Origin of the sequence: Bradyrhizobium guangdongense, from assembly GCF_004114975.1 — a bacterium.
GTDB classification, from domain to species: Bacteria; Pseudomonadota; Alphaproteobacteria; order Rhizobiales; family Xanthobacteraceae; genus Bradyrhizobium; species Bradyrhizobium guangdongense.
Genome location: NZ_CP030051.1, coordinates 1 through 16,421 on the forward strand (window position 1 = coordinate 1; position 16,421 = coordinate 16,421).

Below are 16,421 nucleotides of genomic sequence, written 5' to 3' on the forward strand. Positions count from 1 at the left end.
ATGATGACGACATCGGAACAGGATCGCTGGTCACGCGTGAAGAATCGCCTGCGCTCGAACGTTGGCGAAGACGTCTATACGAGCTGGTTTGCGCGCATGGATCTGGAAGGCGTGCAGGACGAGAGCGTGCGTCTCTCGGTGCCGACGCGCTTCCTGAAGAGCTGGATCCAGGCCCATTATGCCGAGCGCGTGCTGTCGTGCTGGCAGGCCGAGATGCCGGAAGTGCATCGCATCGACCTCACCGTTCGCTCCGCCGTGCGCCCCGTGGTGCAGCCGAAGGAAGCGCCCGCCCCGGTCGAAGCCCGCCGTGCCCCTGCGCCGGAATTGCGCTCGACCGCGACCGCGCCTGTCTCGGCCAATCATGATGCGCTCGGCGGCTCGCCGCTCGATCCGCGCCTGACCTTCGCGAGCTTCGTCATCGGCCGCTCCAACACGCTGGCCCATGCGGCCGCGCGTCAGGTCGCGGAAGGGCGCCGCGGCGATCCCGTGATGTTCAACCCGCTCTATATCCATGCGGGCGTCGGCCTCGGCAAGACGCATCTGCTCCAGGCGGTGACCTGGGCCGGCAATTCCGGCAACGAGCGCAAGGTGCTGTACCTCACCGCGGAAAAATTCATGTACGGCTTCGTCGCCGCGCTGAAGACGCAGACGGCGCTGGCCTTCAAGGAAGCGCTGCGCGGCATCGACGTGCTCGTCATCGACGATCTCCAGTTCCTGCAGGGCAAGTCGACGCAGGCCGAGTTCTGCCACACGCTGAATGCGCTGATCGACGCCGGCCGTCAGGTCGTGATCGCGGCCGACCGTCCGCCGTCCGATCTCGAGAGCCTGGACGACCGCGTCCGCTCGCGCCTCGCCGGCGGCCTCGTGGTCGAGATGGGCTCGCTCGGCGAGGAGCTGCGCCACGGCATTCTCAAGTCGCGTGTCGCAGCGGCCCGTACCCATCATGCGACTTTCGACGTACCGGAAGAGGTGCTGCATTATCTGGCGCGCGCCATCACTCATAACGGCCGCGACCTCGAGGGCGCGATCAACCGCCTGCTGGCGCATTCCAAGCTCAACAACCAGCCGGTGACGCTGGAGATGGCCGAGCGCGAGGTTCGCGATCTGATCCGTCCTTCGGAGCCGAAGCGGATCAAGATCGAGGACATCCAGCGCGTGGTGGCGCGGCAGTATAATGTGAGCCGGTCCGACCTGTTGTCCTCGCGCCGCACCGCCAATGTGGTGCGCCCGCGCCAGGTGGCGATGTATCTCGCCAAGACGCTGACCCTGCGCTCGCTCCCCGAGATCGGCCGCCGCTTCGGCGGACGCGACCACACCACGGTGCTGCACGCGGTCCGCAAGATCGAGGCCCTGGTCTCCAAGGACAACGCGCTGTCCGAGGAAGTGGAGTCGCTGAAGCGCCAGCTTCAGGAATAAACGCCTAAGGCGCTCCTGCCATTCTGCCGCCGCCCCGGCCTCGCCTGGGCGGCGGCTTTCGTCTGGACGGTAAATCGTGGGAATCGTGCGGAACTGGCGCCCGATCCCTTGAATCCCGGGGCCATCCGCGCCACCTTGCGCGACCCTGACGGCTTTGGTCATATCGGCTCGATGACCCCGGCCTTCCGGGGTCTTCGGTGCCGCGGCGCGCTGTCCTCCGCCCGGCTTTTTCCATCTTTGGGGATCGGGCGAGTAGTGCAATGAAGGTTACGGTCGAACGCGCGCAACTCCTGAAATCGCTGGGCCATGTCCACCGCGTGGTCGAGCGCCGCAATACGATTCCGATCTTGGGCAACGTGCTGGTCCGCGCCGAGAACGCGAAATTGTCGCTGAAGGCGACCGACCTCGACCTCGAGGTGACCGAGACGCTGCCGGCGGAAACCGCCACGGCCGGCTCGACCACGGTGCCGGCTCACATGTTCTACGACATCGTGCGCAAGCTGCCTGACGGGTCGCAGATCGTGCTGGAGGCCGACGGCGACCGCGCGGTGCTGGCGATCCGCGCCGGCCGCTCGCGTTTCACGCTGCAGACGCTGCCGGAGAACGATTTCCCCGACCTCGCGGCCGGCGACCTCTCGCACTCGTTCAACCTCGCCGCCAAGGACGTCAAGCGGCTGATCGACCGCACCCAGTTCGCGATCTCGACCGAGGAGACGCGCTATTACCTCAACGGCATCTACCTGCACGCCGCGGGCACCGCGAAGGCCGCGACCCTGCGCGGCGTCGCCACCGACGGTCATCGCCTCGCCCAGCTCGACCTGGTGCAGCCCAAGGGCGCCGAGGGCATGCCCGGCGTGATCGTGCCGCGCAAGACCGTCGGCGAGGTGCAGCGCCTGATCGAAGACACCGAAGCCGAGATGACGATCGAGCTGTCGCAGGCCAAGATCCGCTTTACGATCGGTAACGTCGTGCTGACCTCGAAACTGATCGACGGCACCTTCCCCGATTACGGCCGCGTCATCCCCCAGGGCAATGACAAGGAGCTTGTCGTCGACAAGAAGGATTTCGAGAACGCGGTCGACCGCGTCTCCACCATCTCCAGCGAGCGCGGCCGCGCGGTGAAATTGTCGCTGTCGCCGGGCAAGCTGGTGCTGTCGGTGACCAATCCGGATTCCGGCAGCGCGACCGAAGAGCTCGAGGTCGAATACGCCTCCGACGCGCTCGATATCGGCTTCAACTCGCGCTATCTGCTCGACATCGCCGCCCAGATCGAAGGCGACGTCGCAGTGCTGCGCCTCGCCGACCCCGGCTCGCCGACCCTGGTGCAGGACAAGGACGACAAGAGCGCGCTCTACGTGCTGATGCCGATGCGGGTGTGAGGGGCGTTTTCCCGATCATCCATCGGAACCGTAGGGTGGGCAAAGCTTGCGCGGTAGCTCGAAGAGCGCAGGCAAAAGCGTGCCCACCGTGCATCTGCGCGGATCTGGACGAGACGTGGGCACGGCGCGCGCAGAGCGCGCCTTTGCCCGCCCTACGGCATGCTCCCCCGAAGGGAGCGCGTGCCACAACGAACAGCCTATGACCCCTTCCCGCATTCATCGCCTGACGCTGACGCATTTTCGCAATTATCGGGCGGCGGGGCTCGAGACGGCGGCTGACATGGTGGCGCTGGTCGGGCCGAACGGGGCGGGCAAGACCAATTGCATCGAAGCGATCTCGTTTCTGTCGCCCGGCCGCGGCTTGCGGCGCGCCACGCTGGAGGATGTCGCCGACAACCAGGGCGACGGCTCCTGGGCGGTCTCCGCGCAGGTCGAGGGCGCGCTGGGCCTTGCCACGCTCGGCACCGGCATCGAGCCGCCGCGCACGGATGCCGCCGTCAGCCGACGCTGCCGCATCGACCGCGAGCCGGTGAGTTCGGCGGCCGCTTTCGGCGACCATATCCGCATGGTGTGGCTGACGCCGGCGATGGACGGGCTGTTCATGGGTGCCGCGTCCGAGCGGCGGCGTTTCTTCGATCGCCTGGTGCTGGCGATCGACAGCGAGCATTCCAGCCGCATCAACGCGCTGGAGCGCTCCTTGCGCTCGCGCAACCGGCTGCTCGAAACCCGCAATTACGACGACCATTGGTGTGATGCGATCGAGCGCGAGACCGCCGAGCTTGCGGTCGCGGTCGCGGCCACGCGCGGCCAGACCGCGGCGCGCCTCACCGGCATGCTGAATGCGCGCGCGCAGGCCTCAGCGTTTCCTTCGGCGCAGATCGCACTCGACGGCTGGATGGAGAACGCACTGCTCGCAGAGACCGCGACGTCCGTCGAGGACCGCTACCGCCAGATCCTGCGCGACAACCGGCCGCGCGATGCCATCGCCGGCCGCACCACCGACGGCCCGCATCTCACCGATCTCCAGGTCGTCTATGCGCCGAAAAGCATGCCGGCGCGCGATGCCTCCACGGGCGAGCAGAAGGCGCTCCTGATCGGCCTCGTGCTGGCGCACGCGACGCTGGTCGCCGAGATGACCGGCATCGTGCCGCTGCTGCTGCTCGACGAAGTCGTCGCTCATCTCGACCCGAACCGCCGCGCCGCGCTGTTCGACGAGCTGCGCAAGCTCGGCGCGCAGGTGTGGCTGACCGGCGCGGACCCGGCGGCCTTTGCCGAGATCGGCGCGGGCGGCGAAGTCTTTGACGTCGAGAGCGGACGCGTTTCCGCCCGGCGATAGCCCGCTTCGTTGAACCCGGCATATTCGGCCCGCGACTAGGAATGTGAGGCCGCTGCTTGCGGTGTCGCAGCCGTTGTAATCGCGCGATCGACACGCGCGATATCCCTGGAGAGAGACCATGACGGTAAGGCAAGGGACGAAGGTCCCGGCACGATGGCGGCTGCTCGTATGCGGCCTCGCTTTGCTCGCAAGCTGCGCGCTTGCGGCGAGCGCCGGCGCCTGGATGCCGCGCCTGCCGCTGCTGTTTTCGTCTGCGCTCACGCCGGATCCCGATGCCGCGCTGCCCGCGCCGACCCGGGCCAGCTACCGCGAGATCGGCACCACCAAGATGCTGGGCGTCGAGGCCCCGCTGCGGACCAGGCTCACGGCCCGCATTCCCGCTGAGCTCAGTGACGTTCTCGCCTTCTATCGCAATGAACTCGACAAGCTCGACTGGCACGAACAGCACGATGACGCTGATATCGCCACCGATCACATCAGGCTCGCCTACACGACGCCGCTCGGGCCGGCGGTGCTGGAGCTCGACCGCAAGGACTCGAGCACGTCAGTCAATCTGGTGCAGCGAAACATGCAGGCCGCGACCATGGCGCGTGTCATGCCGAGGCCCGGCCGGGCGTCATTAATGCTCACCAATCTCAGCGACAAGGAAGCAGTCCTCAAACTCGACAACCAGACCGTCGCGCTCCCCGCCCGCGCCGGCAAGGAACGTCCCGAGGCGCCGCTGTTCAACATGCCTCCGGGCAAATATTCGTATGCATTGGAAGTCAACGGCCGCCCGGAGCGCGGCGCCACGATCGAGCTCGCGGCCGGTGAGGCCTGGGAGGTCACGGTCGGGCCCGAGGGCGACCTCTGGTCACCGCTGCAGCTGTATTGAACCTGCCCCTTTCGCGATTTGCTGCGGGGGCTCGGGACGTGAGTTTGAACCGATCAGGTTCGCGGGGCGACTAGTCGTCGAGAGACGGCCGCGACCGTGTCGCCGCTGCCTTGCGCGAAGATCGAGACGCGCAACATCCCCGGAGAGTGGGCATGACGACGGTAAGGCGCGGGACGAAGGTCCCGGCACGGTGGCGGCTGTTGGTATGCGCCCTCTTGCTGCTTACAAGCTGCTCGCAGGAGCCGTTGACCGCGGCAGACCCCCACGCCGACCTGCCCGTGCCGACGCGCGCCACCCAGTCGAGCTTCAGCACCACGCACGCGTCGGGCATCGAAATCCCGTTCCGGACCGAGCTCAAGGCGCAGGTGCCCGCAGAGCTCAGCGACGTCCTCGCCTTCTATCGCGCGGAACTCGGACAGCGCGGCTGGCAGGAGCTACCGGAGGGCACCACGCTCGCCGCCGACCACACGTTGCTCACCTTCGCTTCCCCGAAGGGGCCGGGCCTGCTGACGCTCGACCGTGCCAAGGGCGAGACCACGGTCGAACTGGTGCAGCGAAATAAGGAGGTCGCGGCCAAGGCCAATGTCCTGCCGATATCAGGACAAGCGCGGCTGGTGTTCGGTTATCTGGTGCCTGATGTGGCTTCGCTCGCGATCAACGGCCAGGTCATCGAGATCGCGGGCGGCGCCAACCATCCCCAAATGCTGGATCTGCCGCCCGGCACGTATTCCTACACGCTGGTGGTATCGGGCCGTCGTGTATGCAGCGATACCGTTACCGTGGCCGCCGGCGAGGCTTGGGCACTTCACGACGATCGAAAGCCGTCGCAATTGTACTAACCCCGCGGGCTGTTCCCGGGCGCCACGACCGCTCTCGAAAGGCCTCCGCACCCCCCGCAAAATCCACGTCTTTAGGGACCCAAAACGGGGCCTCGAATCGGGCTTTTAGGCAGCCCCGGAATCGGCCTCCACACGCCTTGAAAATCGGCCCAAAAACCCTATCTGCTCAAAGGGTTGCCAGGCGATACTTTGCGCTAGGCGCAAGCCCTCTTTCGTGGCACAAATAGCTTCCAGATCAGCGCCTTTTGCGCGGCTGATTCGGGCGACATTTCGAAGGCCTCTCATGACAGAACCTGCTCGGCAGCAAGCTGCCGAAAACGAGACCTCTTCCGCGAGCGAATACGGCGCGGAATCGATCCGCGTGCTCAAGGGGCTGGATGCCGTCCGCAAGCGCCCCGGTATGTATATCGGCGACACCGATGACGGCTCGGGCCTGCACCACATGGTCTATGAGGTCGTCGACAACGCGATCGACGAAGCGCTGGCGGGCCATGCCACGCGCGTCGACGTCATACTGAATGCCGACAATTCCGTCACCGTGCGCGACGATGGCCGCGGCATTCCCGTCGACATCCACAAGGGCGAAGGCATCTCGGCGGCCGAGGTCATCATGACCCAGCTCCACGCCGGCGGAAAGTTCGACCAGAACTCCTACAAGGTCTCAGGCGGTCTGCACGGCGTGGGCGTCTCCGTCGTCAACGCGCTATCGAGCAAGCTCGGCTTGCGCATCTGGCGCGACAACAAGGAGCACTACATCGAGTTCGCCCATGGCGATGCGGTGGCGCCGCTCAAGGTCGTCGGCGATGCGCCGGGCCGACGCGGCACCGAGGTGACGTTCCTGGCCTCGACCGAGACGTTCAAAAACATCGAATATGATTTTGCGACGCTCGAGCATCGCCTGCGCGAGCTCGCCTTTCTCAATTCCGGCGTCAACATCGTCCTCTCCGACATGCGCCACGCGGTCGAGAAGCGCGAGGAGATGCACTATTCCGGCGGCGTCGAGGAATTCGTCAAATATCTCGATCGCAACAAGAAGGCGATCGTGCCGGCGCCGATCATGGTGCGCTCGGAAGCCAACGGCATCGGCGTCGAGGCCGCGCTGTGGTGGAACGACAGCTACCACGAGAACGTGCTGTGCTTCACCAACAACATCCCGCAGCGTGACGGCGGCACCCATCTCGCCGGTTTCCGCGGCGCGCTGACGCGCCAGGTCAACGGCTATGCCGAGACCAACGCGAAAAAGGAAAAGATCGCGCTGACCGGCGACGATTGCCGCGAAGGCCTCACCGCCGTCTTGTCGGTGAAGGTGCCGGATCCGAAGTTTTCGTCGCAGACCAAGGACAAGCTGGTGTCCTCGGAAGTACGCCCCGTGGTCGAGAACGTCCTCAACGAGGCGCTCCAGGCATGGTTCGAGGAGCATCCGTCCGAGGCCAAGATGATCGTGGGCAAGGTGATCCAGGCCGCCGCGGCCCGCGAAGCCGCGCGAAAGGCGCGCGAGCTCACCCGCAAGAGCCCGCTCTCGGTCTCCTCGCTCCCCGGCAAGCTCGCCGACTGCCAGGAGAAGGATCCGGCCAAGTCGGAACTCTTCATCGTCGAGGGTGACTCCGCAGGCGGCAGCGCCAAGCAGGGCCGCAACCGCGAATTCCAGGCGGTATTGCCGCTGCGCGGCAAGATCCTCAATGTGGAGCGCGTCCGCCCCGATAAGATGTTGTCGAGCGAGCAGATCGGCACGCTGATCACCGCGCTCGGCACCGGCATCAGCGACGAATTCTCGGTCGAGAAGCTGCGCTATCACAAGATCATCGTGATGACGGATGCCGATGTCGACGGCGCCCATATCCGCACGCTGCTGCTGACGTTCTTCTACCGGCAGATGCGCGACATCATCGACGGCGGCTATCTCTATATCGCGCAGCCGCCGCTGTATAAGGTTTCACGCGGCAAGTCCGAGCAGTATCTGAAGGACGAGCGCGCGCTGGAAGATTATCTGATCGACGCCGGCCTCGATGACTGCGTCTACATTCCCGGCACCGGCGGTGACCGCACCGGGCGCGATCTGCGCGCGCTGGTCGATGACGCTCGCGTGGTCCGCAGCATCCTGCGCAATCTCCATAGCCGCTATAACCGCAAGGTCATCGAGCAGGCTGCCATCACCGGCGTGCTGAACAAGTCGGTCTATGGCAACCCCGAGAACGCTGCGGCCGCGGCTCAGTACATCGCAACCCGGCTGGACAGCCAGGCCGAGGAGGTCGAGCGCGGCTGGGTCGGACAGTTCGTCGAAGGCCAGGGTTTCCTGTTCGAGCGCACCGTGCGCGGCGTCAAGGAAGCCGCCGTCATCGACGACGCGCTGCTGGGCTCCGCCGAGGCGCGCAAGCTCGACGAGTATACGACCAGGCTACAGGACGTCTATGCCCGCGCCGGCAGGCTGCGGCGCAAGGACACCGAGCACGTGGTTCACGGCCCGGTCGATCTGTTCGAGGCGGTCACCGAAGCCGGCCGTAAGGGTATCACGCTGCAGCGTTACAAAGGTCTCGGCGAGATGAACCCCGAGCAGCTCTGGGAGACCACGCTCGACACCGACGCGCGTTCGCTGCTGCAGGTCAAGGTCAAGGAGGTCGACGAGGCGGACGACATCTTCACCAAGCTGATGGGCGACGTGGTCGAGCCGCGACGCGACTTCATCCAGGAACACTCGCTGAGCGCGACGATCGATATTTGAGGGCGGCGCGTTTTGGCTTGATCGCTGCGAACCACGGACGCAGATCACCTCTCCCCGTCGTGGAGAGGTGGCAGAGATCGTCTTCCTGAACCTTCCCGCCCGCCAGCACGACGAAGTAGCGTCAACCCATGAGCCAATTCCGGCCGGGAAACGCCATGTCATGAGCGCTCCAGCGGTAAAGCCCGTTGCTCTCCCTTCACGCCGGCTTGGCGTGATCGGGAGCCTCATCGGGGTGCTGGCCTTCATTGCGGCCGTGCTGCCGCATTGGGTCGTGCCGATCATCTATCCGCCGCCCCCGGCGGACCAGGTGATCGTCGATACCGGGCACCGCATCAAGGACCGCATCATCGCGCGCGTGAAGGGCGTGGAGTATCAGTCGCCGAAGGTCGAGAAATCGGCCGGACGGAGCTGGAGCGAAGCGGCTTCGATCACTGCCATTTCGCTCGGCCTGCTTGCGATCCTGCTCTCGGTCCTCGCGCTGGTTTTCAGGGAGGAGCGTCTCCTCGCAGCCGTCGCCGCAACGCTCGGCACCGGCGCTATTGCGATCGAAATCTCCTTCGTCGTGATCGGGGCGCTGATCCTGATTGCGATCCTCTATGTGGTGGGAAATATCATCGGCTTGTTCTAGTCCTTTCGGGGTCGACAGACGGGCTCGGGCCGCGGTCGCGACAATTGCTACCGCGCTCAATTCCCTATAGTTTCCGCCTCCAAAGCAGCCCGCCCACCCTCAACAGAACAGCGAGAACCACCGTGGCGCCCATTCAATACATCGTCGAGGGCGGTCACCGGCTCTCGGGTTCGATCGAGCCGGCCGGCAACAAGAATTCGGCGCTGCCGATCATCGCGGCCGCGCTGCTCACCGAGCATCCGGTGACGCTGGAGAACGTGCCGCGCATCCGCGACACCGAGACGCTGGTCGAGCTGATCCGCTCGGTCGGCGCATCCGCCGAATGGACCGCGCGCAATACGCTTCACATCCACGCCAAGAGCATCCGCGCCGCCGATCTCGATCCTGAGCTCTGCGTGCGCATCCGCGCATCCATCCTGCTCGCGGGTCCCCTGCTCGCGCGCTGCGGCGAGGTGATGCTGCCGCCGCCCGGCGGCGACGTGATCGGGCGTCGGCGCCTGGACACCCACATGCTGGCGCTGGAGCAACTCGGCGCCAAGGTCACCGCGACCGACCGGCTCGAATTCCGCTGCCCCAAGCTCACCGGCGCCGACGTGTTCCTGGACGAGCCGAGCGTCACCGCGACCGAGAACGCGCTGGTCGCCGCGGTCGCGGCCGACGGCGTCACCTATTTGCGCAATGCGGCGTCCGAGCCGCATGTCCAGGACCTCGCCAACTTCCTGGTTGCGCTCGGCGCGAAGATCGACGGTATCGGCACCAACACCATGGTCGTGCATGGCCCGGCGACGCTGGGAGAAGCGACCTATCGGATCCAGCCCGACCATATCGAGGTCGGCTCGCTGATCGGCCTTGCTGCCGTGACGCGCTCGCCGCTTCGCATCGTACGTGCAGGCGTCGAGCATCTGCGCTCGATCCGCATGGGTTTTGAGCGGCTCGGCATCGTCTGCCGCGTCGAGGGCGACGATCTGATCGTGCCGTCGAACCAGACTTTGAAGATCCAGGACGATTTCGGCGGCCACGTGCCGAAGCTGGAGGACCAGCCCTGGCCGGCCTTCCCGGCCGACCTGATGTCGATCGCGATCGTCACCGCCACGCAATGCGACGGCGTGATCCTGATGTTCGAGAAGATGTTCGAATCGCGGATGTTCTTCGTCGACAAGCTGATCGCGATGGGCGCGCGCATCGTGCTGTGCGACCCGCATCGCGCCATCATCGCCGGGCCCAGCCGTCTGCGCGGCGCCTCGATGATCTCGCCCGACATCCGCGCCGGCATGGCGATGCTGCTCGCCGCCGTCTGCGCCGAGGGCACCTCGACGATCAACAACGCCGACCAGATCGAGCGCGGCTATGAGCGCATCGACGAACGGCTGAACGCGCTCGGCGCGAAGATCCGCCGCGTTCCGGAACGGAAGGGCTGAGGAGCTCTTCGGCTCCACAAACAGTCCCGTAGGGTGGGCAAAGCGAAGCGTGCCCACCTTCTCTCTCGAATCATCGACAGATCGTGGGTACGGCGCAAGTGCGCCTTTCCCCACCTACGATGCGAGCTAGCGGAGAGAGCTCCGCACGCCTTGCACGAAGAGCCATGTTTTCGACGTGCGGTCGTGCTATTGACGCCGCCATGCTCGACACCGTCCAGCCACACCAGCAGCCGCAAACCGGCGTGCCGCAAAACCATCTCGCGCGGGAATTCGCCGAGACGCTGCGGCTGGCCGTGCCGATGATGCTGACGCAGCTCGGGCAGATTGCGATGATCACGAGCGATCTGGTGCTGATCGGCCGGCTCGGCGAGGATGCGGTGGCGGCTGCGGCACTTGCGCAAACCGTCTATTTCGTCAGCTTCACCTTCGGGCTCGGCCTGATGGCTGCGGTGTCCCCGCTGGCCGCGCAGGCGTTCGGCGCCGGCGACGTCAGGCGCATCCGCCGCTCCTTGCGCGTAGGCCTGTGGGTCGCGTTCCTCATATCGCTGCCGATGATGGCCTCGCCGCTTTATGGCGAGCACATCCTGATCGCGCTCGGACAGGCGCCGCATTCCGCCGGCCTCGCTCAGCGCTATCTGAACGGCCTCGCCTGGGGCATCGCGCCGGCGCTCGGTTTCATCGCGCTGCGCAGCATGATGAGCGCTGTGAACCGGCCGCAGCCGCCGCTGTGGATCACGCTCGCAGCGATTCCTGCGAATTTCGCGCTGGTCTATTGCCTGATCCATGGCCTGTTCGGCCTGCCGGAGCTCGGTCTGTTCGGCGCGGGGCTTGCGACCACGCTGGTCAATCTCGGCACCTTCATCGCCGCACTCGCCATCGCGGGGTGGCACAAGCCGTTCTCGGACTATCATCCGCTGGCGCATCTGTGGCGGATTGACTGGCCTTTGACGCGCCAGCTGATCGTGATCGGCGCTCCGATCTCGTTCTCGCTCCTGCTGGAATACGGCCTGTTCTCCTCGGCCGCACTCCTGATGGGCCTGATCTCGACTACCGCGCTCGCCGCGCACCAGATCGCGCTCCAGGTCACGGCCGTGCTGTTCATGGTCCCGCTCGGCATCGGCATGGCCGCGACGGTGCGCGTCGGTCACGCCTTCGGCCGCGACGATCCGGCGGGCGTGCGACGTGCGGGCCTCGTCGCAGCGCTGCTCGGGATCGCGTTTGTATCAGCGCTGACCGTTGCCATTATCCTCGGCCGCTACGAGCTGGGACGGCTGTTCTTCGGCAACAGCGAGGCCAGCGCGCCGACAGTCGAGCTGACCGCGACATTGCTGCTGGTCGGCGCGACCTTCTTCATCGCCGACGCGCTGCAGACCATCATGGGCGGCGCGCTGCGCGGCATCAATGATACCAGGATGACGCTGGTGTTCGCCGCCATCGGCTACTGGTGCGTCGGCTTCCCGATCGCCTGGACGCTCGCGTTCCACGGCGGCCTCGGCGCGGTCGGTGTCTGGACCGGATTGTCGATCGGATCGTTCGTTTATGCCGGCCTGTTGATCTTGCGCTTCCGCATGTTGACGCGCAAACTGCTGGAATGACGGGATCCGTTCGCGAAATTACGCCTGATGTCGATGCCGGGACGGTGCTGTCGGGCGCCCAGTTCATCGACGCCTTTCGCGTCGAGGTCGGTGCGGCGCAATTGAGCGCCCGCGAGGCCTGTACCCGAATGGTGCTGCACGGGCCGCGCTGGATCGATGCGCTGACGCGCTTGCGCAACATTCTGGTGAGCCCTTTCGGTTTGAAGACATCGGGTGAAGGCGCTTACGCACCCGGCGGCCTGATCGGCCTGTTTCCGGTGGTGAGCGAGACGCCCGAGCGGCTGATCGCCGGTTTCGACGACTATCATCTCGATTTCCGTATCGTGGTCGATGTCGCCGGCGAAGCGACGCTTCGCCATGTCACCGTGACCACCCTGGTGAAAACGAACAATTTGCTCGGACGGACCTACCTCGCGTTGATCACGCCGTTCCACAAGCTCGTGGCCCGCGGCATGATGGGCCGAATTTCGGAGCCGGCGCGATGACATTGTCCGTCGACCTGTTCTACTCCTATCGCAGTCCCTTCAGCTATCTGGCTTTGCCCAGGACACTGAAGCTCGTCGCGGAATATGACCTCAAGGTCAATCTGCGGCCGGTCTATCCGCTCGCGGTCCGCGTGCCCGGGTTCTTCAAGAAGGCCAGCCCGAACTTCATCCGCTATGTGGTGCTCGACAGCACGCGCGTGGCGGAGCACGAAGGCATTCCGTTCCGCTTTCCGCGGCCCGATCCGATCGTGCAGGACAAGACGACGCTCGATGTCGCGACCGAGCAGCCCTACATCCATCGCCTGACGCGATTAGGCGCCATGGCGCAGCTCGAAGGGCGCTCGCTCGAATTCACATATGCGATCGCGCGCGTGCTGTGGGATGGTTCGGTTGCCGGGTGGAACGAGGGCGATCATCTGGCGCGCGCCGCCGCGAAAGCCGGCTTCGATCTTGCCGCCATGGATGCCGCGATCACCGCCGACCCGGATCGCTACGAGCAGGTGATCGCGGAGAATGAAAAAGACCACGCCGCCTCGGGCCACTGGGGCGTGCCGACCTTCGTGTTCGAGAACGAGCCGTTCTTCGGTCAGGACCGCATCGACCTGCTGGTCTGGCGCATGCAGAGCAAGGGCCTGACGAAGCGCTAGAACGTGCGCTCAATGGCAGCAATGCAGGCCGTCACGTTCGAACCGGCTGCCCGAGCCCCAGCAAGTTACCTTCGCTATCGCGAAACCACGCGCCCCGCTCTCCAATTCCCTTGCTGGGATAGTTCCCGGTAATCTCAGCTATGCCATCGACCGTCTTCAGGCCGGGCAGATCGTACTCCTCGAATTCGACCCCGCGCGCGCGAAGCTCGCGTACGGTTGCCTCGATATCCTCGACTTCCCAACCCATTTGCGTATGCGTGCCGGATTGCATTCCGCCTGAGAGGAATATCGCGAACTCACCCCCAGCGCAGACGTAGCGGAGTCCACCTCTGCGTTCTTCCACCGGCCTGAGCCCAAGTTTTTCGGCGTAAAATGCCCGCGCGCGCTCGAGGTTTTGGGCCGGAAGCCGCGTTGCAACCTTTGCGTTGCCCAACATGCTCTCTCCTTTCCTCTCGGTCCAGGACCTGCTTGCCTTCCCTACTCTGCCACGCGCACGGACTTGTCGCGCGCGGCCTCCGACCATTCGCCGACGACGCGGTCGAGATCGCAGAGGTTCTGGTGCATCTGCTCCAGCGAGAAACCCAGCGCGAAGAAGCGTTCCGCGGTATCGCTTGCATGGCCGCGGATCAGGCCGTCCTGGCGTACCGCCGCGACCGCTTCGGCGTAATGCTGAAGCGCGAGATGGACAGGATGGATCGGCGGCGCGCCGGCGCCCTCGCGCAAGGCTTCGGCCGCCGACTTCAGAAAGCGTGCGATCGCAGCGCCGACCTCCGCCAGCGGCGCGGCAAGGCGGACCTGCACCTCGACCGGCAGCGGCACCACGGTGGCACGGCCGATCATCACGACGTCGTGGCGCAGCCGCAAGATCGTGCGCAACAGGGGGCCGGTGTCGGGACCGCTCGACAGCCGCGCCGAACGCTCGCGCTCGGCCTCGGCGCCGATCGCATTCATGTCCACGATGGCGGTGCCGATGCCGTCCTGGATCCGGTGCAGCGCGTCGTTGTCGCGGCCGCGGGTGAGGCCGGCGAGCAGTTCGGTGAAGGCCTCCGCGATCAGCTCGAGCAGCTTCGCGGCGCTGGCGCGGATCTGCCGCACCGCGCGCGAGGGCAGCACCAGGAAGGAGACCAAGAGCCCGGTGATGGCGCCGACCGAGACCTCGCTGACGCGATCGATAGCGGACGCCAGCGGATCGGCATGATGCATGGTCGGCACCAGCAGCACGATCACCGCGGTCACGGTAGCGGTGCTCAGGTTCGGATAGATCGCGGCGAGGAGCGCGAGCGGCGCGACCGCAAGCACCAGCAGCCCCAACAGCCCCGCTTCGCTGGAATAGGGCAGCGTGACCGCGATGGCGCCGCCATAGATGGCGCCGCCGATCGTGCCGAGCATGTAATCGCGCGTCGCCTTCAGCGAGCGGCCGACGCTCATCTGGGTCACGATCAGCGAAGTCAGGACCGCCCAGAGTGGCAACAACAGATGCAGCGCGGTCGCGAGCGCATAGGCGGCCGTCGCTGCCACCGTGACCCGGATCGCCAGCCCCAATTGCGTCCGTCGCGGCCGGACCCGGTCGAACAGCTCTTTCGCACCTGCCATCGTCTGATGTCCCGATCCTCTCAAGGCCAGGCAAAAGCATAGCTGATGCCCGCGGCCCCAAGGCTGCTTGAAAGGCAAAATCAGCCCGCCTAACTTGCCGGCCAAAACGAGGAAACACGATGGCCCACGAAACCGCAACGCTCGCCGCCTATGTCGCCAAGCTGAAATTCGCCGATATTCCGGCGGAGGTGCTGGAGCGCGCCAAGGCGCTGACGCTGGACTTTTTGGGCAGCGCCATCCGGGCCCGGCGAGAGGCCGAATCCACCCCCTCGCTGCTGAAGATGCTGGAAGCGCTGGCGCTCGACACCAAGGGCTGCTCGACCGTATTCGGCGACAGCAAGACCTGGACGCCGGCGGTGGCGGCCCTGCTCAACGGCGCGCTCGGCCATTCCCTCGATTTTGACGATACGCATGCGGATTCCTCGCTGCATCCGAGCGCGCCGGTGGTTCCGGCCGCCTTCGCCGTCGGCGAGATGGTCGGTGCTTCCGGCCGCGACGTGCTGACCGCGATCGTCGCGGGTTATGAGGTCTGCTGCCGGCTCGGCAACGCGCTCGACCCGACTTCGCATTATGCGCGCGGCTTCCACCCGACTGCGACCGCCGGCACCTACGGCTCGGCCGCAGCGGCAGCGAAATTGTTCGGGCTCTCCGAGCCGCAGATCATCGCCGCCTTCGGCGTTGCCGGCAGCCAGGCCGCGGGCTCGCTGCAGTTCCTGATGAACGGCGCCTGGAACAAGCGCTACCAGGTCGGCGCCGCCGCCATGAACGGCGTGATCGCAGCGACGCTGGCGCGCAACGATTTCGTCGGTGCGACGGAATCGATCGAAGGCAAGCACGGCCTGCTCACCGGCTACACCGACGATCCGCATCCGGGCAAGGCGATCGCCGAGCTCGGCAAGACCTATGAGACCATGAAGATCGGCGTGAAGCCGTATCCGAGCTGCCGCTACACGCATGCCGCGATCGACGCGCTGATCGCGATGCGGCGCGAGCACAATCTGACACCCGACCAGGTCAAGCGCGTCGAGATCGGCCTGCATCGCAACGGCATCACCCTCACAGGCGACGCCACGACAAAGCGGCATCCGACCTCGATCGTCGGCGGCCAGTTCTCGATGTTCTTCACTGGCGCGCTCGCGCTCGACCAGGGCTCGTTCGGCTGGGACGATTACGCGAGGCTCGGCGATGCCGCGATCGACGCGCTCGCGGACAAGTTCGACGTGGTGCAGGACGAACGGCTCGAGATCGGCCGCACCCACCCCTTCGGCGCGCGCGTCAGCATCACCACGGACGATGGCGTGCACGAGCGGCTTTACGCCGACCCTTCCGGCGAGCCCAATTCGTTCCCCGACGCACAGGCGATGCAGCAGAAATTCCTGACGCTGGCACGGCCCGTGCTGAACGCACGGGCCGACAAGTTCGCCGATGCGATCATGACGCTGGAGCGTTTCGACCGCGTGGCCAAGGCGACGGAGCTGGGACGGCAGTAGCC

14 protein-coding genes are annotated in these 16,421 nt (G+C 65.8%); 12 read left to right on the forward strand and 2 right to left on the reverse strand.

What is annotated here, in order from left to right; translation table 11 throughout:
• Positions 1-3: 3 nt before the first annotated feature.
• From dnaA to X265_RS00055, 11 genes are all read left to right on the forward strand, one after another.
• A complete protein-coding gene (gene dnaA, locus X265_RS00005; RefSeq protein ID WP_128969527.1) occupies positions 4-1,416 on the forward strand; it encodes a chromosomal replication initiator protein DnaA in 1,413 nt (470 codons plus the stop codon).
• Between the two features lie 260 nt (positions 1,417-1,676).
• Positions 1,677-2,795: a DNA polymerase III subunit beta gene (gene dnaN / locus X265_RS00010; protein WP_128963055.1), complete on the forward strand. Its 1,119-nt coding sequence runs from the start codon at positions 1,677-1,679 to the stop codon at positions 2,793-2,795.
• 199 nt (positions 2,796-2,994) lie between these two features.
• Positions 2,995-4,131 carry a DNA replication/repair protein RecF gene (gene recF / locus X265_RS00015; RefSeq protein ID WP_128963056.1) on the forward strand — a complete coding sequence of 379 codons (1,137 nt, stop codon included), beginning with the start codon at positions 2,995-2,997 and terminating at the stop codon, positions 4,129-4,131.
• A 118-nt stretch (positions 4,132-4,249) separates the two neighbouring features.
• Positions 4,250-5,005 (forward strand): hypothetical protein, encoded by a 756-nt coding sequence (locus X265_RS00020; protein WP_128963057.1) that lies wholly within the window; start codon positions 4,250-4,252, stop codon positions 5,003-5,005.
• A gap of 152 nt (positions 5,006-5,157) precedes the next feature.
• On the forward strand, positions 5,158-5,844 hold the full coding sequence (locus X265_RS00025; RefSeq protein ID WP_128963058.1) for a hypothetical protein: 687 nt from the start codon (positions 5,158-5,160) through the stop codon (positions 5,842-5,844).
• Positions 5,845-6,127: 283 nt separating this feature from the next.
• Entirely contained in the window at positions 6,128-8,563 is a 2,436-nt protein-coding gene (gene gyrB / locus X265_RS00030) for a DNA topoisomerase (ATP-hydrolyzing) subunit B (RefSeq protein ID WP_128963059.1), read from the forward strand.
• Between the two features lie 160 nt (positions 8,564-8,723).
• The gene (locus X265_RS00035) at positions 8,724-9,191 is read left to right on the forward strand and encodes a hypothetical protein (protein ID WP_128963060.1); all 468 of its coding nucleotides are present in this window, start codon (positions 8,724-8,726) and stop codon (positions 9,189-9,191) included.
• Positions 9,192-9,313: 122 nt separating this feature from the next.
• Positions 9,314-10,609: a UDP-N-acetylglucosamine 1-carboxyvinyltransferase gene (gene murA, locus X265_RS00040; RefSeq protein WP_128963061.1), complete on the forward strand. Its 1,296-nt coding sequence runs from the start codon at positions 9,314-9,316 to the stop codon at positions 10,607-10,609.
• A 200-nt stretch (positions 10,610-10,809) separates the two neighbouring features.
• Positions 10,810-12,204 (forward strand): MATE family efflux transporter, encoded by a 1,395-nt coding sequence (locus X265_RS00045; protein ID WP_128963062.1) that lies wholly within the window; start codon positions 10,810-10,812, stop codon positions 12,202-12,204.
• Entirely contained in the window at positions 12,201-12,689 is a 489-nt protein-coding gene (locus X265_RS00050) for a DUF2867 domain-containing protein (RefSeq protein ID WP_128963063.1), read from the forward strand. The genes X265_RS00045 and X265_RS00050 overlap by 4 nt, the downstream gene beginning before the upstream one ends.
• On the forward strand, positions 12,686-13,336 hold the full coding sequence (locus X265_RS00055) for a 2-hydroxychromene-2-carboxylate isomerase (RefSeq protein WP_128963064.1): 651 nt from the start codon (positions 12,686-12,688) through the stop codon (positions 13,334-13,336). Before X265_RS00050 ends, X265_RS00055 begins: the two co-directional genes overlap by 4 nt.
• A gap of 31 nt (positions 13,337-13,367) precedes the next feature.
• Here X265_RS00055 and X265_RS00060 read toward each other — a convergent pair whose 3' ends face one another.
• Positions 13,368-13,772, reverse strand: a complete 405-nt coding sequence (locus X265_RS00060; RefSeq protein WP_128963065.1) for a VOC family protein — start codon at positions 13,770-13,772, stop codon at positions 13,368-13,370.
• A 41-nt stretch (positions 13,773-13,813) separates the two neighbouring features.
• Complete coding sequence (locus tag X265_RS00065) at positions 13,814-14,929, reverse strand: FUSC family protein (protein WP_128963066.1); 1,116 nt, start codon at positions 14,927-14,929, stop codon at positions 13,814-13,816.
• A gap of 119 nt (positions 14,930-15,048) precedes the next feature.
• Here X265_RS00065 and X265_RS00070 point away from each other — a divergent pair, with 119 nt between their 5' ends.
• The gene (locus X265_RS00070) at positions 15,049-16,419 is read left to right on the forward strand and encodes an MmgE/PrpD family protein (RefSeq protein ID WP_128963067.1); all 1,371 of its coding nucleotides are present in this window, start codon (positions 15,049-15,051) and stop codon (positions 16,417-16,419) included.
• Positions 16,420-16,421: the final 2 nt, after the last annotated feature.